The following is a 23,905-nucleotide window of genomic DNA, read 5'->3' on the forward strand; positions in this document are numbered from 1 at the left end:
TGGGATGATAGCATCCGGGGAGGGGGCGATGAGCGACCGGGAAGGCGATGCGACAAGAACGCCGCGCGGCGAGCTACAGATACGCACGCTGGCCATGCCGGCCGACGCCAACCCCAATGGCGACATCTTCGGCGGCTGGCTGCTGGCGCAGATGGACGTGGCCGGCGGCATCTTCGCTTCCCAGCGCGCCCGCGGCCGCGTCGCCACGGTCGCCATCGACGCCATGGCCTTCCACCTGCCGGTCTATGTCGGCGACGTGCTGTGCTGCTACGCCGACCTGGAGCGCCTGGGCCGTACCTCCATGGCCGTCCATATCGAGGCCTGGGTGATCCGCCGCGACGCCAGCCAGCGCGTCCTGGTGACCGAGGGCCGCTTCACCTACGTCGCCATCGGCGAGGATCGCCGCCCGCGCCCGGTGCCGCCCGCTTGAGCCCGGCCGCCGCGACCACCATCGCCGTCATCGGTGCCGGCTCGTCCGGCATCGCCGTCGCCAAGGCGCTGAAGGAGCGGGGCCTTGCCTTCGACGTCTTCGAGAAGGGCAGCGATCTTGGCGGCATGTGGCGCTACGACAACGACAATGGCCTGTCGTCGGCCTATCGCAGCCTGCATATCGACACGAGCCGCCGCAACCTGGGCTATCCCGACTTCCCGATTCCGGCCGACCAGCCGGACTTCCTCTCGCACGCCCAGGTGCTGGCCTGGCTGGAAGCCTATGCCGAGCGCTTTGCCGTGCGCCCGCACATCCGCTTCCGCACCGAGGTGGCGTCGGTGGCGCCCGAAGGCCAGGGCTGGCGGGTGCGGCTGGCGGACGGGGAGGAGCGGGACTATCGCGCAGTGGTCATCGCCAACGGCCATCTCTGGGACCCGCGCTGGCCGGTCTTTCCGGGCCACTTCGCGGGCGAGGCCATCCACTCCCACCACTACCGCACGGCCGCCCCCTACGAGGACCGCGACGTGCTGGTGGTCGGCATCGGCAATTCGGCCGTCGACATTGCCTGCGACCTCGGCCGGCGGGCGCGCCGCGTCCACCTGTCGACCCGGCGCAGCGCCTGGATCGCGCCCAAATACATCCTGGGCATCCCCACCGACCGCTGGACCGGGTTCCTGACGCGCAAGCTGCGGCTGCCGACGCCGGTCGCGCGCGGCCTCATCCGCTGGCTGATGCTGCTGACCCAGGGCGACCAGCGGCGCTACGGCGTGCCGCGCCCGGCGCACCCGATCTGGCGCGAGCATGCGACGATCAGCCAGGAGCTGCTGCCGGCGATCGGCCACGGGCGACTGGCGATCCGCCCCGACATCGCCGAGTTGCGCGGCCACGAGGTCGCCTTCGTCGACGGCCGGGTCGAGCGCTACGACGCCATCGTCTATGCCACCGGCTACCGCACCAGCTTCCCCTTCCTCGACCCGGCCGTCTTCGCGGTCACGGATGGAGAGGCCGCACTCTATCGCCGCATGCTGCCGCCGGACCGGCCGGGGCTGGCGTTCGCCGGTCTGGTGCAGCCGATCGGCCCGACCATCCCCCTGGTCGAGATCCAGGCGCGCTGGCTGGCGGCGGTGCTGGCAGGCGAGGTTCGGCTGCCGGCGCCAGACACGATGCGGCAGGAGATCGCCGCCCACCGCGCCCGCATCGCGCGGCGATATGTCGGCTCTGCCCGCTACACGCTCGAAGTCGACTTCCGGGAGTATGCCCGGCAGTTGCGCGCCGACATGGCCCGTGGGATAGGCGGTGCCTGAGCCTCTCCCCCGACCCTGAACCTTTCCTCGACCAGGCAGGACCGATGCGCCGCGACACCCTTCTGTTCGACCTCGACGGCACGATGACCGATTCCGACGCGCTGCACATCGAAGCCTATCGCCGCATCCTGGCGCCGGCCCCGCTCAGCGTCGCAGACTACCGTGCCAAGGTGATGGGCGCGACCAACCCGGCCATCATGGAGTGGATGTTTCCGGGTCGCCCGGTGGCCGAGCACGAGGCGCTGTCGGATCGCAAGGAACGGCTTTTCCGCTCGCTGGTGGAGCATCTGGAGCCGACGCCGGGCCTGCCGGCGCTGCTGGCCTGGGCCGGCCGCCACGGCATCCGCGTCGGCGTCGTCACCAACGCGCCGCGCGCCAATGCCGAACTGATGCTGGCCGCACTCGGCCTGGGTGACCGCTTTCCGGTGCTGGTCATCGGTGACGAGCTGGCCCGCGGCAAGCCCGACCCGCTGCCCTACCTGACGGGGCTGGAGCGATTGGGCAGCACGCCCGAGCGCGCGCTGGCGTTCGAGGATTCGCGCTCCGGCGTGCGCGCGGCAGCGGCTGCCGGCATCGAGACGATCGGCATGCGGACCAGCCTCGACGATGCGACGCTGCGGCAGGAAGGTGCCGCCTGGACCATGGACGATTTCACCGACCGGGATTTCCTCGCCCGGCTGGAGGCCGATTTCGGCCACCCGGTCAGCGCCGCCGGATGAGCAGCAGGGCGGCCGCCACCGGAAACAGCAGCAGCCAGTAGCGTTCGTTGATCAGGAAATAGACAGCGCCCGCGGCCGCCAGCGTCACCCACAGGGCGCGGCGGCCCTGGGCTTCGGTGGCGGCGCGGTCGTAGAACAGCATGCCGAGCAGCACGTTGACGGCTAGGAAGACCACCGAGGCGGTGGCATCCAGCGCGCCGAACAGCGGCAGCTTCACCAGGGCATAGCCGACCCACTTGCGCGACAGCAGGTCGGCCGCGAGATGGATCGCGAAGCCGCCGGCCAGCAGTCCGCCCACCATCGGCCAGCGCAGCAGCACCAGCGCCGGCAGCAGCATGCTGTGGGTGACGGCCGAGCGATGGCCCAGCAGCGGCAGCCACTGGTCGGTGTCGGGGATGGTGGTGCCGGCATGGATCAGCACCAGGGCCAGCAGGATGCTGGCCGACAGCGGGCCCCAGCGCCGGATCACGAGGAGGCTCGCAACCGGCCGGCCTTGGGACTATCTAACGGCCTGACCCATCCTGCGGCGGAAAGAGCGGCCCCACCATGACCCAGCCCCGGCACGTCCATGTCGGCAACGTCACCCTCGGCAACGACCGGCCGCTGGCGCTGATCGCCGGCCCTTGCGCGCTGGAGAGCCGGGCGCACGCGATGGAGATGTCTCATGCGTTGGTGGAACTGACGGGGCGGCTGGGCATCGGCCTGATCTACAAGACCTCGTTCGACAAGGCCAACCGAACCAGCGCCGACAGCCCGCGTGGCCTCGGCATGGAGAAGGCGCTGCCGATCCTGGCCGAGGTGCGCGAGCGCTGGGGCTGCCCGGTGCTGACCGACGTGCATTCGGCCGAACAATGCGCGCCGGTGGCCGAGGCGGTCGACGTGCTGCAGATCCCGGCCTTCCTCTGCCGCCAGACCGACCTGATCGTGGCCGCGGCCCGCACCGGCCGGCCGGTCAACATCAAGAAGGGGCAGTTCCTGGCCCCCTGGGACATGGCCAACGTCGTCGAGAAGATGGACCAGGCCGGCAACCCCAACACGCTGGTCTGCGAGCGCGGCGCCAGCTTCGGCTACAACACGCTGGTGTCGGACATGCGCTCGCTGCCGATCATGGCCGAGACGGGCTGCCCCGTCGTCTTCGACGCCACCCATTCCGTGCAGCAGCCGGGCGGCCAGGGCAAGACCAGCGGCGGGCAACGGCAGTTCGTGGCCGTCCTGGCGCGCGCCGCGGTCGCCGTCGGCGTCGCCGCGGTCTTCATGGAAACCCACCAGGACCCCGACCGGGCGCCGAGCGATGGCCCCAACATGGTCCACTTCACCGACCTGCCAGCCATCGTCGAGACGATGATGGCGATCGACCGTATCGCCAAGGCGCTGCCCGCCGGCGGCTGAGGCCGTCCCGCCCTCACGCGGCGTCGTGGAAGATGATGCCGAGCGTGGTGCGTTCGCCGCTGCGCACGGGGCTGACGCCGTGGCGCATCTGTGCGGTGTACCAGCCGCGGGCACCCCGGGCCGGCCGGTCGCGGACGGCGAAGAGGGCGGCATCGCCCTCGGCCAGGGGCAGTATCTCCACCTTCGACTGGCGTCGCGGCCGCTGCTCCACCAGGGCGAATTCGCCGCCGGTGAAGTCGGTCCCCGGCCGGCTCAGCAGCACCACCGCCTGGATGGGGAACACCTCTTCGCCATAGAGGTCCTGGTGCAGGCAGTTGTAGTCGCCCGGGCCGTAGCGCAGCATCAGCGGCGTCGGCCGGGTCTGGCCCGCCGCGTGGCAGCGCGCAATGTAGGCCGCGTGGGTGTCCGGAAAGCGGACGGCGCGACCCAGGCGTTCGGCCCAGCCGTTGGCGACGGCAGCCAGCGGCCGATAGAGGGCCTCGCGCAGCGCCGCCACCGTGTCGGGCAGGGGGGCCGCGAAATACTGGTAGACGCCCTGGCCATAGCCATGGCGCTCCATGACGATGCGGCGGCGGAAGCGCGCCTCTTCGGCGAACATCGCGGCGGCCTCCCGGCACCCTTCCGGCGACAGCAGCCGCGGCAGCACCGCATGGCCGTCGCGGTCGAGCGCGGCGGCAGCGGCGGTCCAGTCCATGGCGGCGATGCGCGCCTCCAGTTCGGCAAGCGACATCCGATTCCTCCTGTTCTTCCGGCGGCCAGCATCGGGCCGATGGCCGCGCCGTTCCATCCGGAGCTTGCGCGGGCATCCTCCGTGCTTGCCCCGGTCCGGGCCGGGCGGATATCTAGTGCCGCACAATCCCATCGCCACGATCCATCACCATTCCGAGGACAGAGACCATGACCGCCATCGTCGACATCCAGGCGCGCGAGATTCTCGACAGCCGGGGCAATCCGACGGTGGAGGTGGATGTCCGCCTGGAAACCGGCACGACCGGCCGCGCCACCGTGCCGTCGGGCGCCTCGACGGGGGCACATGAGGCGGTCGAACTGCGCGACGGCGACAAGGGGCGCTACGGCGGCAAGGGCGTGCTGAAGGCCGTCGACGCCGTCGTCGGCGAGATCTTCGATACGCTATCGGGCATGGATGTCGAGGACCAGTTCGCCATCGACCGGGCCCTGATCGCGCTGGACGGCACACCCAACAAGGCGCGGCTCGGCGCCAACGCCATCCTGGGCGTCAGCCTGGCATCGGCCCGGGCGGCGGCGGCCGAGGCCGACATGCCGTTGTGGCGCCATGTCGGCGGCGCTTATGCGCACCGGCTGCCGGTGCCGCTGATGAACATCCTGAACGGCGGCGCCCATGCCGACAACGCCCTCGACATCCAGGAATTCATGGTGGCGCCGATCGGCGCCGACACCTTCGCCGAGGCGCTGCGCATGGGCGCCGAGGTGTTCCAGGCGCTGCGCCGGCAGTTGCTGGCCGCCGGCCACAACACCAATGTCGGCGACGAGGGCGGCTTTGCCCCGGCGCTGAATTCCACCGAAGAGGCCATGAGCCTGGTCGCCAAGGCCGTCGAGGCGGCTGGCTACCGGCTGGGCGAAGACGTGGCGCTGGCGCTCGACCCGGCATCGACCGAATTCTACAAGGACGGTCGCTATGTCCTGAAGGGCGAGGGCAAGACGCTCGATTCCGGCGGCATGGTCGCCTACTACGAGGATCTCTGCCGGCGCTACCCGATCCTGTCGATCGAGGATGGCATGGCCGAGGACGACTGGGACGGCTGGATCGCGCTGAACAAGGCGATCGGCGGCAAGGTGCAGCTCGTCGGCGACGACCTCTTCGTCACCAGCACGGCACGCCTGCGCGACGGCATCGCCCGGGGGGCGGCCAACGCCATCCTGATCAAGGTGAACCAGATCGGCACCTTGACCGAGACGCTGGACGCCGTCGACACCGCCCAGCGCGCCGGCTGGCGGGCGGTCATGTCCCATCGCTCGGGCGAGACGGAGGATACCTCCATCGCCGACCTTGCCGTCGCCACCAACTGCGGCCAGATCAAGACCGGGTCGCTGTCGCGTTCCGATCGCACGGCCAAGTACAACCAGCTCCTGCGCATCGAGGAGGCCCTGGGCGCCTCGGCGCGCTACGCCGGTCGCGCCGCCCTGGCGCGCTGACGCCGATCAACGGGCCTGCCGGCCGTTGACGGGCAGGCCCACAAGGTGATTGCCTGACGACATGGCGATTCGGCACGGGTTCGGACGGGTCATGCGGATGGGGGTGGCGCCCGTGCTGGGCGTCGCCGTCATCGGCTATTTTGCCTATCACCTAGTCCATGGCGACCGCGGGCTGGTGGCCTGGCGCGCGCTGAGCGAGCGCATCGGCGAGGTCGAGACCGATGCCCGCCAGGTCACTGCCGAGCGGCAGGAGCTGGAACGGCGGGTGGCGCTGCTGCGCCCCGACAGCCTCGATCGCGACATGCTGGACGAGCGCGTGCGCGAGGTGCTGAACCTGGCCCACCCCGACGACCTGGTCATCCTGCGGCCGCAGGCGCCGCCGCCCAGGTAGCCGCCGCCCAGGCAGCCGGGGGCCGCGGCCGGCCGGGCCGGGAAAAGGGCTTCCATCCAGCGCGATTAACCCAATTATGGTTAATCGGCCGATTTCCATTGTCTTTCAAGCATTTGCACACAAGGAAATGCAGCGACCGCGGTTGCATTCCGCCGGTCAGTCGCTATGTTGGCGCATGGGCATCGCGCTGACGGCGACGTAAAGCTGCGGCCATGCCACCCGAGGGGAGGAAGCTCTATGGCCGTAGCCAAACGTCAGGCATCGGCGCCGAAGCGCACCGCCAAGACGGCGCGCCTCGACCCCGACGTACTCGTACAGATGTATCGCGACATGCTGCTCATCCGCCGCTTCGAGGAGAAGGCGGGGCAGATGTACGGCATGGGCCTGATCGGCGGCTTCTGCCATCTCTATATCGGCCAGGAAGCGGTCGTGGTGGGCATGCAGTCGGCGATCACGCCCGACGATGCGGTGATTACCAGCTATCGCGACCACGGCCACATGCTGGCCTGCGGGATGGACCCGCGCGGCGTGATGGCCGAGCTGACCGGCCGGCGCGGCGGGTATTCGCGCGGCAAGGGCGGCTCGATGCACATGTTCAGCCGCGAGAAGAATTTCTATGGCGGCCACGGCATCGTCGGCGCGCAGGTGCCGCTCGGCACCGGCATCGCGTTCGCGCTGAAGTACAAGGGCTCGGACAATGCCTGCCTGACCTATCTCGGCGACGGCGCCGTGAACCAGGGGCAGGTCTACGAATCCTTCAACATGGCGGCGCTCTGGAAGCTGCCGGTCATCTACATCATCGAGAACAACCGCTATGCCATGGGCACCTCGGTGCAGCGGTCCTCGGCCAGCCCGGACCTGTATGAGCGCGGCGCGCCCTACGGCATTCCCGGCCGCCAGGTCGACGGCATGGACGTGGTGGCGGTGAAGGCGGCGGGCGACGAGGCGATCGCCCACATCCGCGCGGGCAAGGGCCCCTTCATCCTGGAGATGATGACCTATCGCTATCGCGGCCATTCCATGTCCGACCCGGCCAAGTACCGGACCAAGGAAGAGGTCAACAAGATGCGGTCGGAGCATGATCCGATCGACCGCCTGCGCACGGCCCTGCTGGACAATGGCTGGGCCAAGGAAGATGCGCTGAAGGCCATCGACCGCGAGGTGAAGGACATCGTCACCGCGGCGGCCGAATTCGCCCAGGAAAGCCCGGAGCCCGATCCGTCGGAGCTGTTCACCGACATCCTGGTCGAATCCAAAGCCGCCTGAACCGAGGCCCATCCCGCGCACGCCATCTGTGGAGGCCGGCATCCGCCCGTAACGGGCGCTGGGTGCCGTGCCGTCCCTCCCTAGGAGAGGTCTCGATGCCGATCGAAGTGCTCATGCCGGCGCTGTCGCCGACCATGACCGAAGGCAAGCTCGCCAAATGGCACAAGAAGGTGGGCGACGCCGTGAAGGCGGGTGACGTGCTCGCCGAGATCGAAACCGACAAGGCGACCATGGAGGTCGAGGCGGTCGACGAAGGGACCGTCGGCGCCATCCTGGTCGAGGAAGGGACCGACGCCGTCGCCGTCAACCAGCCGATCATGACGATCCTGGAAGAGGGCGAGGAGGCTGGCGCCCCGGCGGCCAAGTCTGCGCCGAAGGAGGAGCCCGTCGAGGCGCCGCCGGCGCCCAAGGCCAGCCCCGCGCCGAAGGCGGTTGCGGCCCCCAAGCCCGAGCCGGCCACCGCGGCCGAGCCCGAATATTCCGGCGCCACCCAGTCGATGACGCTGCGCGAGGCGCTGCGCGACGCCATGTCCGAGGAGATGCGGCGCGACGAGAACGTGCTGCTGCTGGGCGAGGAAGTCGGCGAGTACCAGGGCGCCTACAAGGTTAGCCAGGGCATGCTGCAGGAGTTCGGCCCCAAGCGCGTGATCGACACGCCGATCACCGAGCACGGCTTCGCCGGGCTCGGCGTCGGAGCGGGCTTCATGGGCCTCAGGCCGATCGTCGAGTTCATGACCTTCAACTTCGCCATGCAGGCGATCGACCAGATCATCAATTCGGCCGCCAAGACCCTCTACATGTCCGGCGGCCAGATGGGCTGCCCGATCGTCTTCCGCGGCCCCAACGGTGCCGCCTCGCGCGTCGCCGCCCAGCACTCGCAGTGCTATGCCAGCTGGTATGCCCACTGCCCCGGCCTGAAGGTGGTGTCGCCCTGGTCGGCCGCCGACGCGAAAGGCCTGCTGAAGGCCGCGATCCGCGACCCGAACCCGGTCATCTTCCTGGAGCACGAGCTGCTCTACGGCCAGACCTTCGAGGTGCCGACCGACCCGGACTACATCGTGCCGATCGGCAAGGCCAAGGTGGTGCGCGCCGGCAAGCACGTCACCATCACCGCCTTCTCTCGCATGGTGGGCTTTGCGCTCGAGGCCGCCCAGAAGCTGGCGGAGGAGGGGATCGAGGCCGAGGTGGTCGACCTGCGCACGTTGCGCCCGCTCGACACGGCCACGGTCGTGGCGTCGGTCAAGCGCACCAATCGTCTGGTCTCGGTCGAGGAAGGCTGGCCCTATGCCGGCATCGGCTCCGAGCTGTCGGCCGTGATGATGGAGCAGTGCTTCGACGACCTCGATGCGCCCGTCGTGCGGGTGACGGGGGCCGACGTGCCGCTGCCCTATGCCGCCAACCTCGAGAAGCTGGCGCTGCCGCAGGTCGACCACATCGTCGAGGCGGCCAAGGCCGTCTGCTACCGGTAAGGGGAGCATCGCGATGCCCATTCCGATTCTGATGCCGGCCCTGTCGCCGACGATGACCGAGGGCAACCTCGCCAAGTGGCACAAGAAGGAAGGCGACACGGTCAAGGCGGGCGACGTGCTGGCCGAGATCGAGACCGACAAGGCGACCATGGAAGTCGAGGCGGTGGATGAGGGCCGCATCGGCCGCATCCTGGTCGCCGAGGGCACCCAGGCGGTGAAGGTGAACACCGAGATCGCAATCCTGCTGGAAGAGGACGAGGAAGACTCCGCGCTGGACGGCGGCGCCCCGGCCAAGAAGGCGGAACCGGCCAAGGCACAGCCCGCACCGGCCGCCCAGGCGGCACCCGCGAAGGCGGAGCCGGCCCCGGCCAAGCCCGCGGCAGCGGCGGCAAAGGCCTCGGACGAGCGCATCTCGGCTTCGCCGCTGGCGCGCCGGATGGCCGCCCAGGCCGGTGTCGACCTGGCCGGCATCAGCGGCTCGGGCCCCAATGGCCGCATCGTGAAGTCCGACATCGAGGGGGCGCTGGGCAAGGCGCCGGCGACCCCGGCACAGGCGGCCAGCCCGGCCGCTGCAGCAGCCGCCCCGGCAGCCGCGGCCGCCAAGCCGGCACCGGCACCCGTGGCAGCTGCCGCCCCGGCCGCCGGCAAGGACCATATCGCCCTGCTGGCGGGCGGCATTCCCTACCGGCTCGACCCGCACACCTCGATGCGCAAGACGATCGCGCGCCGCCTCAGCGAATCCAAGCAGCAGGTGCCGCACTTCTACCTGTCGGTCGACTGCACGATCGACCGGTTGCTGGCGACCCGCAAGGAACTGAACGGCCGGTCGGACGCCTACAAGCTGTCGGTGAACGACTTCGTCATCCGCGCCTCGGCGCTGGCCCTGCGCAAGGTGCCGCAGGCCAATGCGTCCTGGAGCGACGACGGCATCCTCTTCTGGGAGCAGGTCGACGTTTCGGTTGCCGTCGCCATCCCGAACGGGCTGATCACGCCGATCATCAAGAAGGCCGACCAGAAGGGCCTGGCCGCCATCTCCGACGAGATGCGCGACCTCGCCACCCGGGCCAAGGACGGCAAGCTGAAGCCCGACGAGTTCCAGGGCGGGACCTTCAGCGTGTCCAATCTCGGCATGTTCGGCATTCCCACCTTCTCGGCCATCATCAACCCGCCGCAGGCCTGCATCCTGGCGGTCGGTGCCGGCGAGCAGCGGCCGGTGGTGAAGGACGGGGCGCTGGCGATCGCCACCCAGATGACCTGCACGCTGTCCGTCGACCACCGGGTGGTGGACGGTGCCGTTGGCGCGCGCTTCCTCAGCGCCTTCAAGGGCTACATCGAAGACCCGCTCAGCATGCTGCTGTAAGGCAGGCGAGCCCGGCGAAAGGACGCCCTCATGGCGGAAGAACGGTTCGACCTCGTCGTCATCGGCGGCGGCCCCGGCGGCTATGTCGCGGCCATCCGGGCGGCGCAGCTCGGCATGAAGACGGCCCTGGTGGAGCGCGAGCACCTGGGCGGGATCTGCCTCAACTGGGGCTGCATCCCGACCAAGGCGCTGCTGCGCTCGGCCGAGGTCTATCACCTGATGACCCATGCCGAGGCCTACGGCCTGTCGGCCCAGGGCATCGCGTTCGACGCCCAGAAGATGGTGAAGCGGTCGCGCGGCATCGCCCAGCAGCTCTCGGCCGGCGTCAAGCACCTGATGCGGAAGAACAAGGTCACGGTGTTCGACGGCCATGGCAGCCTGGCCGGTGCCGGCAAGGTGGCGGTCGAGAAGGACGGCAAGCCCGTGGCGACGCTGGCCGCCGCCAACATCATCCTGGCGACCGGCGCCCGCGCCCGCTCCGTGCCGGGGCTGGAGCCGGACGGCAAGCTCGTCTGGACCTACAAGGAGGCGATGGTCCCCGAGCGGATGCCGAAGTCGCTGCTGGTGATCGGGTCGGGTGCCATCGGCATCGAGTTCGCCAGCTTCTATCGCACCTTCGGCGCCGAGGTGACGGTGGTCGAGATGGTCGACCGCATCCTGCCCGTGGAGGACGAGGAAATCTCCGCCTTCGCCCGCAAGGCGTTCGAGAAGCAGGGCATGAAGATCGTCACCGGCGCCCAGGTGAAGGGCCTGAAGAAGGCCGCCGACAGCGTGACCGCGACGATCGAGGCCGGCGGCAAGACGCAGCAGGTGACGGCCGAGCGGGTGATCCTGGCGGTCGGCATCGTCGGCAATGTCGAGAAGCTGGGGCTGGAAGGCACCAAGGTCGTGGTCGACCGCACCCATGTGGTGATCGACCAGTGGTGTGCCACGGGCGAGAAGGGGGTCTATGCCATCGGCGACCTGGCCGGCGCGCCCTGGCTGGCGCACAAGGCCATGCACGAGGCGGTGTTGTGCGTCGAGCGCATCGCCGGCGTGAAGGGCGTCCATCCCATGGACGTGACCAAGATCCCCGGCTGCACCTATTGCGCGCCCCAGGTCGCCAGCGTCGGCCTGACCGAGAAGAAGGCCAAGGAACTGGGCTACGAGGTGAAGGTCGGGCGCTTTCCCTTCATCGGCAACGGCAAGGCGATCGCGCTCGGCGAGACTGAGGGGCTGGCCAAGACCGTGTTCGACGCGAAGACGGGCGAGCTGCTGGGCGCCCACCTGATCGGGCCGGAAGTGACCGAGCTGATCCAGGGCTACACCATCGCGCGCACGCTCGAGACGACCGAGGCCGACCTGATGGGCACGACCTTCCCGCACCCGACCATTTCCGAGGTCATGCACGAGGCCGTGCTTGACGCCTACGGCCGCGCGCTCCACTTCTAAGCCTTGCCGCAGCGCTCGCGCGCAGAACCCAGGAGCATCCGCCGGTCATGGCGCAGCCCGCGGACCAGGTCCGCCACCCCGAGAAGGCCAACAAGCCCGACAACCCGATCCAGCGCAAGCCGGCCTGGATCCGCGTGAAGGCGCCGACCTCGCGCGTCTATGCCGAGACGCGCGACCTGATGCGCGGCCTGAACCTGCGCACGGTGTGCGAGGAGGCGGCCTGCCCGAACATCGGCGAATGCTGGTCGCAGAAGCACGCGACGGTGATGATCCTGGGCAGCGTGTGCACGCGCGCCTGCACCTTCTGCAACGTCGCCACCGGCCGGCCAGACCTGCTCGACCCGCACGAGCCCGAGCGGGTGGCCGAGGCCGTGGGCAAGCTGGCGTTGAAGCATGTGGTGATCACCTCGGTCGACCGGGACGACCTGCCGGACGGCGGTGCCGACCACTTCGCCCGCACCATCCGCGCCATCCGCCTGTTCGCGCCCGGGACGACCATCGAGGTGCTGACGCCGGACTTCCTGCGCAAGGAGGGCGCGATCGAGGTCGTGGCCGCGGCCCGGCCGGACGTATTCAACCACAATCTCGAAACCGTGCCCCGCCTCTATGGCGAGGTGCGGCCGGGTGCGCGCTACTTCAACTCGCTGCGCCTGCTCGACCAGGTGAAGCGCCACGACCCGTCGATCTTCACCAAGTCGGGCATCATGGTCGGGCTCGGCGAGGCGAAGGAAGAGGTGCTGCAGGTGATGGACGACCTGCGCGCCGCGGACGTCGATTTCCTGACCATCGGCCAGTACCTGCAGCCGACGCCCAAGCACCACCGCGTCGACCGCTTCGTGACGCCGGACGAGTTCGCCAGCCTGCAGACCCATGCCTACGCCAAGGGCTTCCTGATGGTGTCGGCGTCGCCGCTGACCCGCTCTTCCTACCACGCGGGCGACGATTTCGTGCGCCTGCGCGCGGCCCGCGAGGCGCGCCTGTCCGGCGTCGCCTAGGGCGCCCGATCGCCAGAAGGATGCCGACGCACGCCGAGCAAAGGCTGCTTCCCTATACGCCGGAGCAGCTCTTCGACCTTGTCGCCGACATAGAGCGCTATCCGGAGTTCCTGCCGTGGTGCGTCGCCGCCCGCATCCGGGAGCGCAGCCAGACAGCCGTGGTGGCCGACCTGATGATCGGCTTCAAGATGATCCGCGAGCGCTTCACCTCGCGCGTGGCGTTGACCCCCAAGACGCGCATCGACGTCGTCTACAGCGACGGGCCGTTCAAGCACCTGCACAACCACTGGATCTTCGAGCCGGCCGAGGGCGGCTGCCGGATCGATTTCTTCGTCGAGTTCGAGTTCCGCTCGCGCACGCTGCAGAAGATCATCGAGGTGCTGTTCCACGAGGCCGTCCGCCGCATGGTGGCGGCGTTCGAGACCCGCGCGCGCACCCTCTATGGCGAACCGGTCACCGCGCCGCCGCTTCCCGGATCATCCTGAGGGCGATCGCCACCGAGCGGCGGCGGATCGCCGCGCGGTCGCCCGGCACGACGTGGCGCTCGTCCACCGTCTGGCCGCCGCGGCGGGCGGTGGCGAAATGGACTAGGCCCACCGGCTTGGTGGCGGTCGCCCCGCCCGGCCCGGCGATGCCGGTGATGGCGACCGCGATGTCGACCCCGGCGGCGGCGATGGCACCCTCGGCCATGGCGCGGGCCACTTCGACGCTGACGGCGCCCACGGATTCTATCAGCGGCATGGGCACACCCAGCATCGCGGCCTTGGCGGCGTTGGAGTAGGTGACGAAGCCGCGATCGACGACGTCCGAGGAGCCGGCGATCTCGGTCAGGGCGGCGGCGACGAGGCCGCCCGTGCAGGATTCGGCCGTCGCCACGGTCAGGCCGCGGGCACGGCAATCGGCCAGCGTGCGGGTCGCCAGATCGCTCAGGGATTCCGTCGTTTCATCGGTCATGGCAACCACCATAGCACGACTACCAGCGCCAGCGCGGCCGCCAGGCCCGCCGCCGCGTCGTCCAGCATGGCGCCGATGCCGCCGGCCAGGTTGCGGTCGATCCAGCCGATCGGGCCCGGCTTCCACACGTCGAACAGGCGGAACAGGATGAAGGCCAGCCCGACCGACAGCGGATCGACGGCCGCCGGCACCAGCGCCAGCCATTGCCCGCCGATCTCGTCGACGACGATGTAGCCCGGGTCGTGCGCGGCGCCGTTGGCCAGCAGCTTGTCCGTGGCCATCGCCCCCAGGGCGAAGACGACCAGGGCTGCCACCGCCAGCCATAGCGGCCCCAGCCAATGGAGCATGGCGACGCCGGGGACCAGGGCCGCCAGGGATCCCCAGGTGCCGGGTGCCGTCGGCGCCAGGCCGACGCCGAACCCGGTCGCGACGAGGCGGGCGGGATGGAAGAAGTAGAGGGGCGGGCGCACCTTCATGGCAACCGCACGGTGGCGACGGCCTGGGCGACGATGCCCTCGCGCCGGCCCGTGAAGCCCAGCCCCTCGGTCGTGGTCGCCTTGACGCTGACCCGGTCGGCCGCCACACCCAGTATGGCGGCGATCCGCTCGACCATCGCGGCCCGGTGCGGGCCGACCTTGGGGCGCTCGCAGACGATGGTCAGGTCGACATGGACGATGGTGCCGCCGCGAGCCGCGACCAGGGACGCCGCATGGGCGAGGAAGCGGTCGGAAGAGGCGCCGCGCCATTGCGGGTCGGTCGGCGGGAAGTGGGCGCCGATGTCGGCCGCTCCGATGGCACCCAGGATCGCATCGGTCAGCGCATGCAGCGCCACGTCCGCATCCGAATGCCCCGACAGGGCGCGATCGTGGGCGATGCGCAGTCCGCCAAGCCAGACATGGTCGCCCTCGGCGAAGGCATGGACGTCGAAGCCGGTGCCGACGCGGATATCGCCCCCGCCGGGCGCAACCTGGCCCAGCAGGCTGGCGGCCCGGGCGAGGTCGCCGTCATGGGTGATCTTGATGTTGTCCTCCGATCCGGCGACCAGGGCCACGGTCTCGCCGGCCTGTTCCATGACCTGGGCGTCGTCGGTCGGCTCGATCGTGAAGTCGCCGCCGCGATGGGCCGCCAGCAGCCGGTCGAAGCGGAAGCCCTGGGGCGTCTGGGCGCGCCACAGGCCCTGCCGCGGGACGGTCTCGACAATCGCGCCGTCCGGGCCGCAGCGCTTGAGCGTGTCGGCGACCGCGACGGCCGGGACCGCGCCGGCATGCTTGGCCAGGGCCGCCAGCGTGCGGTCGATCAGTTCGGCATCAACCAGCGGGCGCGCGCCGTCATGGATCAGCACCCGCGCCGGGGGGGCGGCCGCCAGGCTTTCCAGCCCGTTCAGCACGGATTCCCGCCGGGTCGCCCCACCGGCCACCGGCGGCGGCAGGTCCAGCCCGGCCATCGCCGCGCTGTAGAGCGGCAGGTCGTCCGGATGGATGACGACGCGCACGCCATCGACGGCGGGATGGGCCAGGAATCGATCGACGGCATGGCGCAGGACCGGCCGGCCGGCCAACAGGCCATACTGCTTGGGCACGGCGCCGCCGAAGCGCAGGCCCCGGCCGGCGGCGACCACGATGGCGATGGTGGCCCCGGCGGGCGACGGATTCATCTCGGGCGGGCGTGGGTCCGGCATGGGGCGCGAACCTAGTCGTCCGCGAAGCCGTGGGGAAGGGCGGGATCGCCAGCGCCCGGCATTCGCTAGAGCGCGGCATTCGCTAGAGCGCGGCATTCGCTAGAGCGCGGCATTCGCAAGCGCCCGGCCGCGATGTATAGAAGGCCATGCCCTTGTCCGCCGTCCTGCCGCTGCTGGCGGCGGCCGCCCTCGTGCCGGCCGCGCTCGCCGCATTCCGACCGCCGCCCGGCGGCCGCGACCCCATGTTCTGGTGGTCGCTGGCGGTCGCGGTGGCCGGTCCGGCCGGGCTTGCCCTGGTACTGGGCGAGCATGGCTGGCGGACCGGGTTCGCCTATGCCCTGTGGGTATCGATCGCGGCGACGGCCGCGGCCTTCGGCGGCTTGGCGATGTGGGATCGCGCGGGCGCCCGGCTGGCGCCGCTGCTGCTGCCCTACCTGCTGGTCCTGGCTGTGCTTGCCGCCATCTGGGGCCGGGCGCCCGAGCAGCCCCTGCGGCTGCCCGTGTCGGGTTGGCTGTGGGCCCACATCGCGGTCGCCATCGCCACCTATGCCCTGGTCGGCATCGCCGCCGTCGCCTCGCTTGGCGTGATGCTGCAGGAGGCGGCACTGCGCTGGAAGCGCCCGACCGGCCTGACCCGGCGCCTGCCGGCGGTGGCCGAGGGCGACCGGATCGCCTTCCGCGCCCTGGGGGCGGCGGCCGTCGTGCTGGGGATCGGTCTAGTGACCGGGATGGCGCTCGACGTCCTCACCTTCGGCCGCTGGCTGCGGCTCGACCACAAGACGGTCCTGTCGATCGCCGCCTTCGTTGCCATCCTGGCGCTGCTGGCCGCCCATGCCCGCTGGGGAACCCGCGGGCGACGCGGGGCGCGGGCCATCCTGGTGGTGTGGCTGCTGCTGACGCTGGCCTATCCCGGCGTCAAGTTCGTGACCGATATCGTCCTGGCCCGCGCCGGGACCTAGACGCCCGCGGCGGACGCACCAATTCTTGTGTTGCAGTGCAGCAGGAATGGTATAATCTGCCTATCTGTTGAGCATTAAGAAAGATTGCCCAACTAATGAGCATTAAGATCGGCCCGGTGACCCTCGAAGCCCCGGTCATCCTTGCCCCCATGTCGGGCGTGACCGACCTGCCGTTCCGCCGCCTCGTGAAGCGTCACGGGGCGGGCCTCGTCGTGTCCGAGATGATCGCCAGCGAGGCGATGATCCGCCAGAGCCGGCAGACCCTGCGGATGGCCACGACCGAGGCCGACGAGCAGCCGATGGCCGTCCAGCTCGCCGGCTGCGAGCCCCACGTCATGGCCGAGGCCGCGCGCCTGAATGCCGACCGCGGCGCCCAGATCATCGACATCAATTTCGGCTGCCCGGTGAAGAAGGTCGTCAACGGCCATGCCGGCTCCGCCCTGATGCGCGACGAGGCCCATGCCGCGCGCATCCTGGAGGCGACGGTGAAGGCGGTGTCGCTGCCGGTCACCCTGAAGATGCGGACGGGCTGGGACGACGGCACCCGCAACGCGCCGCGCCTGGCCCGCATCGCCGAGGAGTGCGGCATCCGCATGGTGACCATCCATGGCCGGACGCGCTGCCAGTTCTACGCCGGCCATGCCGACTGGGACTTCATTGCCCAGGTGAAGGCGGCGGTCAGCATCCCGGTCATCGCCAATGGCGACGTGACGACGCTGGAGGACGTGGCCCGCATCCGCGAGCAGTCGGGCGCCGACGGGGTGATGATCGGCCGTGGCGCCTATGGCCGGCCCTGGTTCCTGGCCCAGGCCATGGAGTTCCTGCGTACCGGCCGGCGACTGCCCGACCCGCCGCTGGCCGCCCAGCGCGACATCCTGCTGGAGCATTACGACGCCATGCTGACGCACTACGGCTACGAGCCCGGGCTGATGGTCGCGCGCAAGCATGTCGGCTGGTACAGCAAGGGCTTGCCTGGATCGTCGGAGTTCCGGGCCAAGGTGAACCAGGTGCACGAGCCCGAGCGGGTGCGGTCGCTGATCCGCGAGTTCTACGACCCACAGCTCGAGCGGATGGCCGCCTGATGGGGCGCCGCGCCATCGCCTGGGCCAGGCGCACCGCGCGTCCCGAGGTGGACGCTGCCGCCGTGCTGGCCACACTGGCCGACCCGGTCCTGGTCGTCGACCAGCAGTTGGCGATCCGCTTTGCCAACCCGGCGGCCGAGCAGTTCTTCGACATGGGCCTGCCGACGATGATCGGCCGCCGGCTCGACAGCCTGCTGCCGCCCGACAGCCCCGCCTGCGCGCTGGTCGAGAAGGTGCGGGACCAGGGCGGGCGCATGGTCGACCATGGCGTCGCCATCGATACGCCGCGCACCGGCGCGCAGCTCGTCAGCGTGCAGGTGGCGCCGCTGGGCGACGGGCTGCCGCTCTATGTCGTGGCGCTTCAGCCGCGCTCGATCGTCGAGCGGATCGACCACCAGCTCACCCATCGTGGTGCTGCGCGCTCGGTCAGCGCCATGGCGGCGATGCTGGCGCACGAGGTGAAGAACCCGCTGTCGGGCATCCGCGGCGCCGCCCAGCTACTGGAGCAGAACGCTAACGAGGCCGACCGCGAGCTGACCCGGCTGATCTGCGACGAGACCGACCGCATCTGCGCGCTGGTCGACCGCATGGAGGTCTTCTCCGACAGCCGGCCGATCCATCGCGGCGCGGTCAACATCCACGAGGTGCTGGAGCATGTGCGCCGGTTGGCCGAGAGCGGCTTCGCCCGCGGCATCCGCTTCGTGGAGCTCTACGACCCCTCTCTGCCCCCCGTCCTGGGCAACCGGGACATGCTGGTACAGGTCTTGCTCAATCTCGTGAAGAACGCGGCCGAGGCGGTGCCCGAGCAAGGAGGAGAGATCGTGCTTTCAACCGCCTACCAGCACGGCGTGCGCCTCGCGGTGGCCGGCAGCGACAGCCGCCTGCACCTGCCGCTGGTCGTCACGGTGCAGGATAATGGCAGCGGCGTGCCGGAAGACCTGCGCGCCAACCTCTTCGATCCCTTCGTCACCACCAAGCATGGCGGCAAGGGCCTGGGCTTGGCCCTGGTCGCGAAGATCATCGACGACCATGGCGGCCTGATCGAATTCGACAGCCAGCAGCGCCGGACCACCTTTCGGGTGAAGCTCCCGATGGTCGAGCAGGGAGAAGGGAACTGATGCCGGGCGCCACCATCCTCATCGCGGACGACGACCGCGCCATCCGCACCGTGCTGACCCAGGCCCTGGCGCGCCTGGGCCATGACGTGCGGACCACCGGCAATGCCGCCACCTTGTGGCGGTGGGTGGAGGATGGGGACGGCGATCTCGTCATCACCGACGTGGTGATGCCGGACGAGAACGGCCTGGACCTGGTGCCGCGCATCAAGAAGCTGCGGCCGGACCTGCGCATCATCGTGATGAGCGCGCAGAACACCCTGCTGACCGCCGTGAAGGCGACCGAGCGCGGCGCCTTCGAATACCTGCCCAAGCCCTTCGACCTGCGCGAGCTGGTCTCGACGGTCGAGCGCGCCCTGACCCAGCCCAAGCCGGCGGTCGCGTCCGAAGAGGCCGCCGACGCCGAGGAGCAGCTTCCCCTCATCGGCCGGTCACCGGCGATGCAGGAGATCTACCGCGTCCTGGCTCGCCTGATGGGCACCGACCTGACGGTGATGATCTTCGGCGAGTCCGGCACCGGCAAGGAGCTGGTCGCGCGCGCCCTGCATGATTTCGGCAAGCGCCGGTCCGGCCCGTTCGTCGCCATCAACATGGCGGCCATCCCGCGCGAGCTGATCGAGAGCGAGCTGTTCGGCCACGAGAAGGGGGCCTTCACCGGCGCCACCACGCGTTCCGCCGGGCGCTTCGAACAGGCCCAGGGCGGCACGCTGTTCCTGGACGAGATCGGCGACATGCCGATCGAGGCCCAGACGCGCCTGCTGCGCGTGCTGCAGGAGGGCGAGTACACGGCCGTCGGCGGCCGCACCTCGATCCGCACCGACGTGCGTATCGTCGCCGCCACCCATCGCGACCTGCGCCAGATGATCCGCCAGGGCCTCTTCCGCGAGGACCTGTTCTACCGCCTGAACGTCGTGCCCATCCGCCTGCCGCCGCTGCGCGAGCGGACCGAGGACGTGCCGTCGCTGATCCGCCATTTCCTGGCCCAGGTCGCCCGCCAGGGCCTGCCCTTGAAGACGATCGACCCGCAGGCGATGGACCGGCTGAAATCCTATCGCTGGCCGGGCAACGTCCGCGAGCTGGAGAACATGGTCCGCCGACTGGCGGCACTCTACGCCCAGGAGATCATCGGCATCGACGTCGTCGAGCAGGAGCTGGCCGAGGTCGCGGCCGCCGGCACGACGGTGGTCGAGGCCCCGGCGGGCGAGGGGCTGGGGGCGGCGGCCGAGCGCCACCTGAAGGAATATTTCACCGCCCATGGCGAGGCGCTGCCGGCCGCCGGCCTCTATGACCGTGTCCTGCGCGAGATCGAGCGGCCGCTGATTTCGCTCACCTTGACGGCGACGCGTGGCAACCAGATCCGGGCCGCCCAGCTCCTTGGGTTGAACCGCAATACGCTGCGCAAGAAGATCCGCGAGTTGGACATCCAGGTGGTGCGCGGCGTACGATAGCGGCGTCAAGCTCGCGGGCTCCTCGCGAGTCCACCGCTGGCAGGCGCAACGATGGCCACGGATTCCGCCGTCGGTGTGACGAAGCAACCGAAGCGGCTACTCGACTGGTTGAGGCGGTTCGGCGTCGGGCGCAAGCTCGCGGTCGCGCTGGCATTGGCTGCCCTGGTCTCGGGCATCGCCACCTATGTCGTCATCACCAGCAAGCCGCCGCTCGGGCCGGACCCGAACGTCGTCCTGCTGCTGCTCAACCTCGACCTCGTCCTGCTGCTGTTGCTGGGCGCGGTGGTGGCAAGGCGGCTGGTGGCGCTGTGGGTCGAGCGTCGGCGCGGCATGGCCGGCGCCCGGCTGCATGTCCGCTTCGTGGCCCTCTTCAGCCTGCTGTCGGTCACGCCGACCATCATCGTCGCGGTGTTCTCGTTCCTCTTTTTCAATTTCGGCATCCAGAACTGGTTCAGCGAGACGGTGCGTACCGCCGTCGTCGAATCGCGGGCGGTCGCCTACGCCTATCTGGAGGAGCACCAGAACGTCATCCGCGCCGACATCTCGGCGATGGCAGCCGACCTCAACCGCGACGCCTCGCTGCTGATGAACAACCAGCAGCGCTTCAACCAGATCGTCTCGACCCAGGCCCGCGTGCGCTCGCTGAGCGAGGCCATGGTGTTCGACCGCACCGGCCGGGTGCTGGCGCGATCCAGCATCAGCTTCGCCCTGGAATTCGACCCCGTGCCGGAATGGGCGATGGCGGAGGCACGGTCGGGCATGATCGCGGTACTGACCAGCGAGACCGATGACCGCGTGCGTGCGCTGTCCCGGCTCGACGAGGACAACAGCGCCTTCCTCTATGTCGGCCGCTTCATCGACCCGCGGGTCATCGGCCATCTGGAGCGGACGGAGAAGGCGGTGGCCGAGTATCGCGACCTGGAGGGGCGCGGCTCGGGCATTCAGATCACCTTCGCGCTCGTCTTCCTGGTGGTGGCCTTGCTGCTCCTGCTGGCCGCGGTGTGGGCCGCCCTCATCCTCGCCAACCGGCTGGCCCAGCCCCTGGGCGCCCTGGTCGAGGCGGCCGAGCGGGTGCGCGGCGGCGACCTCGGCGTGCAGGTTCGCGAGCGCCAGGACGGCGACGAGATGGATACCCTCAGCCGCGCCTTCAACCGCATGACGCGACAGCTCCAGTCCCAGCGCGGCGAACTGATCGAGGCCAACCAGCAGCTCGAGACGCGTCGTCGCTTCACCGAGATGGTGCTGGCCGGCGTCTCGGCCGGGGTCGTCGGTCTCGATCGGGACGGGGCCATCAACCTGCCGAACCGCTCGGCCAGCGTCCTGCTCGGCATCGACCTCGACCAGTGGATCGGCGCCGATCTGGCCCAGCCGGTGCCCGAGATGGCCGCGCTGCTGGACCGGGTGCGGGCGGGTGACGGCCGGTCGATCCAGGACCAGGTGGAACTGGTACGCGACGGGCGCAAGCGCACGCTGATCGTGCGCCTGGCGGCCGAGAAGGCGGGCGAGGATACCCAGGGCTATGTCGTCACCTTCGACGACATCACGGAGCTGCTGTCGGCCCAGCGCAAGGCCGCCTGGGCCGATGTCGCGCGGCGCATCGCCCACGAGATCAAGAACCCGCTGACTCCGATCCAGCTTTCCGCCGAGCGCCTGAAGCGGCGCTACGGCAAGGAGATCACGTCCGATCCCGAGACGTTCCACCTCTGCACCGACACCATCATCCGCCAGGTGGGCGACATCGGCCGCATGGTCGACGAATTTTCCTCCTTCGCTCGCATGCCGGCCCCGGTGATGCGCGAGGAGGACGTGACCGACATCTGCCGCCAGGCGGTCTTCCTTCAGCGCAGCGCCCGCCCCGACCTCCGATTCGGGCTGGAGATCACGGGCGACCGCCGGCCGGTCCGCTGCGACCGCCGGCAGATCACCCAGGGCCTTACCAACCTGCTGCAGAATGCCGTCGACTCGATCGACGGCCGCGACAGGACCGGCGAGGCCCCGCCGGCCGGCGCGGTCGACGTGCAGGTTTCGTTGGATGGAGAGGCCGCCCTGATCGTTGTCGAAGACAATGGGCGCGGCCTGCCGGCCGAAGGACGGGAACGCTTGACCGAACCCTATGTTACAACCCGAGCGAAAGGGACCGGCCTGGGGCTCGCCATCGTGAAGAAGATCATGGAGGATCACGGCGGCGACCTGTTGCTGGACGACCGTCCCGGCGGCGGCGCACGGATCACCCTGGTGATACCCTATCCCGCAGTCCCGCAGCCGGCGACCGAAACGCCCTTGACGGATGTCGAGGCGGCCGCAAGAAAGTCCGGCACCCATGGCGCATGACATCCTGATCGTCGACGACGAGGCCGACATCCGCATGTTGATTGCGGGCGTGCTGCGCGACGAAGGCTACGCGACCCGCGAGGCCGGCGATTCGCGCGCGGCCATCGCCGCGGTGCGTGCCAGGCGGCCCAACCTCGTCATCCTCGACATCTGGCTGCAGGGCAGCGAGCTCGACGGGATGGGCATCCTCGACGTGCTGCGGCGTGAGCACCCCGGCCTGCCGGTGCTGATGATCAGCGGCCATGGCACGATCGAGACCGCGGTATCGGCTATCAAGCTCGGCGCATACGACTTCGTCGAGAAGCCCTTCAAGACCGACCGCCTGCTGGTGCTGATCGAGCGCGCCATCGAGGCCGCCCGCCTCCGGCGCGAGAACGAGGAACTGCGCCTGCGCACCGGCGGCTCGTTCGAGCTGGTGGGCGCGTCGTCGGCCATCGGCCAGATCCGCCAGGCGATCGAGCGCGTGTCGCCGACCGGCAGCCGCGTGCTGGTCACCGGCCCCGCCGGTGCCGGCAAGGAGGTGGTGGCCCGCCTCATCCACAACCAGTCGCGCCGCGCCGACGGCCCGTTCGTCGTCATCAACTGCGCGACGATGCGGCCAGAGCGGCTGGAGGTCGAGCTGTTCGGCACGGAAGGGGCCGATGGCGCGGACGGCCGCCGCAAGGTCGGCACCTTCGAGCTGGCCCACAGCGGTACGCTGTTCCTCGACGAGGTCGCCGACATGCCGCTGGAGACCCAGGGCAAGATCGTCCGCGCCCTCCAGGACCAGACCTTCGAGCGCGTCGGCGGCTCCAGCCGGGTCGAGGTCGATGTCCGCGTCATCGCGTCGACCAACCGCGACCTGACGGCGGAGATGGCGGCCGGGCGCTTCCGCGAGGACCTGTTCTATCGCCTGAACGTCGTGCCGATCCGGGTGCCGTCGCTGCGCGAGCGGCGCGAGGACATCCCCGTGCTGGCCCGCCACTTCATGGCCCGTTCGGCAGAGACCTCGGGCCTGCCGCCGCGGGTGCTGGGGGAGGATGCGCTGGCCGCCCTCCAGGCCTACGAGTGGCCCGGCAACGTGCGCCAGCTCCGCAACGTCATCGACTGGCTGCTGATCATGGCGCCCGGCGACGGCCGCGAGCCGATCCGCGCCGACATGCTGCCGAGCGAGATTGGCTCGACCACGCCCGCCGTCCTGCGCTGGGACAAGGCGGGCGAGATCATGACCCTCCCGTTGCGCGAGGCGCGCGAAGTGTTCGAGCGCCAGTACCTCCTGGCCCAGCTTACCCGGTTCGGCGGCAACATCTCGCGCACCGCCTCCTTCGTCGGCATGGAGCGGTCGGCCCTGCACCGCAAGCTGAAGTCGCTCGGCGTCAACGGCGACGAGCGCTCGCTGCGGATCGCTCCCTAGCGATCCGATGGCACGC

23 protein-coding genes are annotated in these 23,905 nt (G+C 70.0%); 18 read left to right on the forward strand and 5 right to left on the reverse strand.

The annotated features are described in order from the left end of the window. Positions 1-28 precede the first annotated feature (28 nt). The 3 genes from STVA_RS12680 to STVA_RS12690 are packed head-to-tail and all read left to right on the forward strand — an operon-like array spanning position 29 to position 2,453. Complete coding sequence (locus STVA_RS12680; RefSeq protein WP_123688297.1) at positions 29-430, forward strand: acyl-CoA thioesterase; 402 nt, start codon at positions 29-31, stop codon at positions 428-430. Continuing rightward, positions 427-1,734: a flavin-containing monooxygenase gene (locus STVA_RS12685; RefSeq protein ID WP_123688298.1), complete on the forward strand. Its 1,308-nt coding sequence runs from the start codon at positions 427-429 to the stop codon at positions 1,732-1,734. The genes STVA_RS12680 and STVA_RS12685 overlap by 4 nt, the downstream gene beginning before the upstream one ends. Before the next feature lie 44 nt (positions 1,735-1,778). Then, entirely contained in the window at positions 1,779-2,453 is a 675-nt protein-coding gene (locus tag STVA_RS12690; RefSeq protein WP_123688299.1) for an HAD family hydrolase, read from the forward strand. On the opposite strand, the gene STVA_RS12695 is transcribed toward STVA_RS12690, so the two are convergent. Beyond that, entirely contained in the window at positions 2,437-2,922 is a 486-nt protein-coding gene (locus STVA_RS12695) for a hypothetical protein (RefSeq protein WP_123688300.1), read from the reverse strand. The two genes, STVA_RS12690 and STVA_RS12695, sit on opposite strands and share 17 nt — an antisense overlap. Before the next feature lie 77 nt (positions 2,923-2,999). Here STVA_RS12695 and kdsA point away from each other — a divergent pair, with 77 nt between their 5' ends. Next, positions 3,000-3,842, forward strand: coding sequence for a 3-deoxy-8-phosphooctulonate synthase (gene kdsA / locus STVA_RS12700; RefSeq protein ID WP_123688301.1), 843 nt, complete (start codon positions 3,000-3,002; stop codon positions 3,840-3,842). Positions 3,843-3,855: 13 nt separating this feature from the next. Here kdsA and STVA_RS12705 read toward each other — a convergent pair whose 3' ends face one another. Further along, entirely contained in the window at positions 3,856-4,572 is a 717-nt protein-coding gene (locus tag STVA_RS12705; RefSeq protein ID WP_123688302.1) for a 2OG-Fe(II) oxygenase, read from the reverse strand. A 167-nt stretch (positions 4,573-4,739) separates the two neighbouring features. Between STVA_RS12705 and eno the strand changes: the two genes are divergently transcribed. The 8 genes from eno to STVA_RS12745 all read left to right on the forward strand — a co-directional run bounded on the left by eno (position 4,740) and on the right by STVA_RS12745 (position 13,414). Next, positions 4,740-6,017 carry a phosphopyruvate hydratase gene (gene eno, locus STVA_RS12710; RefSeq protein WP_123688303.1) on the forward strand — a complete coding sequence of 426 codons (1,278 nt, stop codon included), beginning with the start codon at positions 4,740-4,742 and terminating at the stop codon, positions 6,015-6,017. Between the two features lie 61 nt (positions 6,018-6,078). After that, positions 6,079-6,408, forward strand: a complete 330-nt coding sequence (locus STVA_RS12715; protein WP_123688304.1) for an FtsB family cell division protein — start codon at positions 6,079-6,081, stop codon at positions 6,406-6,408. Between the two features lie 237 nt (positions 6,409-6,645). After that, positions 6,646-7,674: a pyruvate dehydrogenase (acetyl-transferring) E1 component subunit alpha gene (pdhA, locus tag STVA_RS12720; protein ID WP_123688305.1), complete on the forward strand. Its 1,029-nt coding sequence runs from the start codon at positions 6,646-6,648 to the stop codon at positions 7,672-7,674. Between the two features lie 95 nt (positions 7,675-7,769). Continuing rightward, positions 7,770-9,143 carry a pyruvate dehydrogenase complex E1 component subunit beta gene (locus STVA_RS12725; RefSeq protein ID WP_123688306.1) on the forward strand — a complete coding sequence of 458 codons (1,374 nt, stop codon included), beginning with the start codon at positions 7,770-7,772 and terminating at the stop codon, positions 9,141-9,143. 13 nt (positions 9,144-9,156) lie between these two features. Then, positions 9,157-10,503 (forward strand): pyruvate dehydrogenase complex dihydrolipoamide acetyltransferase, encoded by a 1,347-nt coding sequence (locus STVA_RS12730; RefSeq protein ID WP_123688307.1) that lies wholly within the window; start codon positions 9,157-9,159, stop codon positions 10,501-10,503. 30 nt (positions 10,504-10,533) lie between these two features. Continuing rightward, a complete protein-coding gene (lpdA, locus tag STVA_RS12735; protein ID WP_123688308.1) occupies positions 10,534-11,934 on the forward strand; it encodes a dihydrolipoyl dehydrogenase in 1,401 nt (466 codons plus the stop codon). A gap of 47 nt (positions 11,935-11,981) precedes the next feature. Further along, positions 11,982-12,929 (forward strand): lipoyl synthase, encoded by a 948-nt coding sequence (gene lipA / locus STVA_RS12740; RefSeq protein WP_123688309.1) that lies wholly within the window; start codon positions 11,982-11,984, stop codon positions 12,927-12,929. A 20-nt stretch (positions 12,930-12,949) separates the two neighbouring features. Beyond that, the gene (locus tag STVA_RS12745; protein WP_123688310.1) at positions 12,950-13,414 is read left to right on the forward strand and encodes a type II toxin-antitoxin system RatA family toxin; all 465 of its coding nucleotides are present in this window, start codon (positions 12,950-12,952) and stop codon (positions 13,412-13,414) included. Here STVA_RS12745 and STVA_RS12750 read toward each other — a convergent pair. From STVA_RS12750 to STVA_RS12760, 3 genes are read right to left on the reverse strand one after another with little or no spacing between them, the layout of a single operon-like run. After that, positions 13,383-13,883, reverse strand: coding sequence for a CinA family protein (locus STVA_RS12750; RefSeq protein ID WP_123688311.1), 501 nt, complete (start codon positions 13,881-13,883; stop codon positions 13,383-13,385). The genes STVA_RS12745 and STVA_RS12750 overlap by 32 nt on opposite strands. Then, complete coding sequence (locus STVA_RS12755) at positions 13,880-14,359, reverse strand: phosphatidylglycerophosphatase A family protein (RefSeq protein ID WP_123688312.1); 480 nt, start codon at positions 14,357-14,359, stop codon at positions 13,880-13,882. Before STVA_RS12755 ends, STVA_RS12750 begins: the two co-directional genes overlap by 4 nt. Further along, positions 14,356-15,561 (reverse strand): bifunctional 2-C-methyl-D-erythritol 4-phosphate cytidylyltransferase/2-C-methyl-D-erythritol 2,4-cyclodiphosphate synthase, encoded by a 1,206-nt coding sequence (locus STVA_RS12760; protein WP_245978184.1) that lies wholly within the window; start codon positions 15,559-15,561, stop codon positions 14,356-14,358. Before STVA_RS12760 ends, STVA_RS12755 begins: the two co-directional genes overlap by 4 nt. A 146-nt stretch (positions 15,562-15,707) precedes the next feature. On the opposite strand from STVA_RS12760, the gene ccsA reads away from it, so the two are divergent. From ccsA to ntrX, 6 genes are all read left to right on the forward strand, one after another. Beyond that, the gene (gene ccsA, locus STVA_RS12765; protein WP_123688314.1) at positions 15,708-16,520 is read left to right on the forward strand and encodes a cytochrome c biogenesis protein CcsA; all 813 of its coding nucleotides are present in this window, start codon (positions 15,708-15,710) and stop codon (positions 16,518-16,520) included. A gap of 95 nt (positions 16,521-16,615) precedes the next feature. Then, the gene (dusB, locus tag STVA_RS12770) at positions 16,616-17,602 is read left to right on the forward strand and encodes a tRNA dihydrouridine synthase DusB (RefSeq protein ID WP_123688315.1); all 987 of its coding nucleotides are present in this window, start codon (positions 16,616-16,618) and stop codon (positions 17,600-17,602) included. Next, on the forward strand, positions 17,602-18,720 hold the full coding sequence (locus STVA_RS12775) for a two-component system sensor histidine kinase NtrB (RefSeq protein ID WP_123688316.1): 1,119 nt from the start codon (positions 17,602-17,604) through the stop codon (positions 18,718-18,720). The genes dusB and STVA_RS12775 overlap by 1 nt, the downstream gene beginning before the upstream one ends. Next, positions 18,720-20,165, forward strand: coding sequence for a nitrogen regulation protein NR(I) (gene ntrC, locus STVA_RS12780; protein WP_123688317.1), 1,446 nt, complete (start codon positions 18,720-18,722; stop codon positions 20,163-20,165). Before STVA_RS12775 ends, ntrC begins: the two co-directional genes overlap by 1 nt. A gap of 75 nt (positions 20,166-20,240) precedes the next feature. Next, positions 20,241-22,496, forward strand: a complete 2,256-nt coding sequence (locus tag STVA_RS12785) for a sensor histidine kinase NtrY-like (protein ID WP_245978185.1) — start codon at positions 20,241-20,243, stop codon at positions 22,494-22,496. Next, positions 22,486-23,889 carry a nitrogen assimilation response regulator NtrX gene (gene ntrX, locus STVA_RS12790; RefSeq protein ID WP_123688319.1) on the forward strand — a complete coding sequence of 468 codons (1,404 nt, stop codon included), beginning with the start codon at positions 22,486-22,488 and terminating at the stop codon, positions 23,887-23,889. Before STVA_RS12785 ends, ntrX begins: the two co-directional genes overlap by 11 nt. The last annotated feature ends 16 nt before the right edge of the window (positions 23,890-23,905 follow it).

The organism is Stella humosa, assembly GCF_006738645.1.
Classification (GTDB): domain Bacteria; phylum Pseudomonadota; class Alphaproteobacteria; order ATCC43930; family Allostellaceae; genus Allostella; species Allostella humosa.

What these genes read in the sequence shown, in the direction of transcription:
- dusB (WP_123688315.1), top strand. Translation starts at nt 16,616, where the DNA reads ATGAGCATTAAGATCGGCCCGGTGACCCTCGAAGCCCCGGTCATCCTT.
- STVA_RS12745 (WP_123688310.1), top strand. Translation starts at nt 12,950, where the DNA reads ATGCCGACGCACGCCGAGCAAAGGCTGCTTCCCTATACGCCGGAGCAG.
- STVA_RS12725 (WP_123688306.1), top strand. Translation starts at nt 7,770, where the DNA reads ATGCCGATCGAAGTGCTCATGCCGGCGCTGTCGCCGACCATGACCGAA.
- pdhA (WP_123688305.1), top strand. Translation starts at nt 6,646, where the DNA reads ATGGCCGTAGCCAAACGTCAGGCATCGGCGCCGAAGCGCACCGCCAAG.
- STVA_RS12775 (WP_123688316.1), top strand. Translation starts at nt 17,602, where the DNA reads ATGGGGCGCCGCGCCATCGCCTGGGCCAGGCGCACCGCGCGTCCCGAG.
- STVA_RS12705 (WP_123688302.1), bottom strand. Translation starts at nt 4,572, where the DNA reads ATGTCGCTTGCCGAACTGGAGGCGCGCATCGCCGCCATGGACTGGACC.
- STVA_RS12730 (WP_123688307.1), top strand. Translation starts at nt 9,157, where the DNA reads ATGCCCATTCCGATTCTGATGCCGGCCCTGTCGCCGACGATGACCGAG.
- lipA (WP_123688309.1), top strand. Translation starts at nt 11,982, where the DNA reads ATGGCGCAGCCCGCGGACCAGGTCCGCCACCCCGAGAAGGCCAACAAG.
- kdsA (WP_123688301.1), top strand. Translation starts at nt 3,000, where the DNA reads ATGACCCAGCCCCGGCACGTCCATGTCGGCAACGTCACCCTCGGCAAC.
- eno (WP_123688303.1), top strand. Translation starts at nt 4,740, where the DNA reads ATGACCGCCATCGTCGACATCCAGGCGCGCGAGATTCTCGACAGCCGG.
- ntrX (WP_123688319.1), top strand. Translation starts at nt 22,486, where the DNA reads ATGGCGCATGACATCCTGATCGTCGACGACGAGGCCGACATCCGCATG.
- STVA_RS12760 (WP_245978184.1), bottom strand. Translation starts at nt 15,561, where the DNA reads ATGCCGGACCCACGCCCGCCCGAGATGAATCCGTCGCCCGCCGGGGCC.
- STVA_RS12715 (WP_123688304.1), top strand. Translation starts at nt 6,079, where the DNA reads ATGGCGATTCGGCACGGGTTCGGACGGGTCATGCGGATGGGGGTGGCG.
- ntrC (WP_123688317.1), top strand. Translation starts at nt 18,720, where the DNA reads ATGCCGGGCGCCACCATCCTCATCGCGGACGACGACCGCGCCATCCGC.
- STVA_RS12680 (WP_123688297.1), top strand. Translation starts at nt 29, where the DNA reads ATGAGCGACCGGGAAGGCGATGCGACAAGAACGCCGCGCGGCGAGCTA.
- STVA_RS12755 (WP_123688312.1), bottom strand. Translation starts at nt 14,359, where the DNA reads ATGAAGGTGCGCCCGCCCCTCTACTTCTTCCATCCCGCCCGCCTCGTC.
- STVA_RS12690 (WP_123688299.1), top strand. Translation starts at nt 1,779, where the DNA reads ATGCGCCGCGACACCCTTCTGTTCGACCTCGACGGCACGATGACCGAT.
- ccsA (WP_123688314.1), top strand. Translation starts at nt 15,708, where the DNA reads ATGCCCTTGTCCGCCGTCCTGCCGCTGCTGGCGGCGGCCGCCCTCGTG.
- lpdA (WP_123688308.1), top strand. Translation starts at nt 10,534, where the DNA reads ATGGCGGAAGAACGGTTCGACCTCGTCGTCATCGGCGGCGGCCCCGGC.
- STVA_RS12750 (WP_123688311.1), bottom strand. Translation starts at nt 13,883, where the DNA reads ATGACCGATGAAACGACGGAATCCCTGAGCGATCTGGCGACCCGCACG.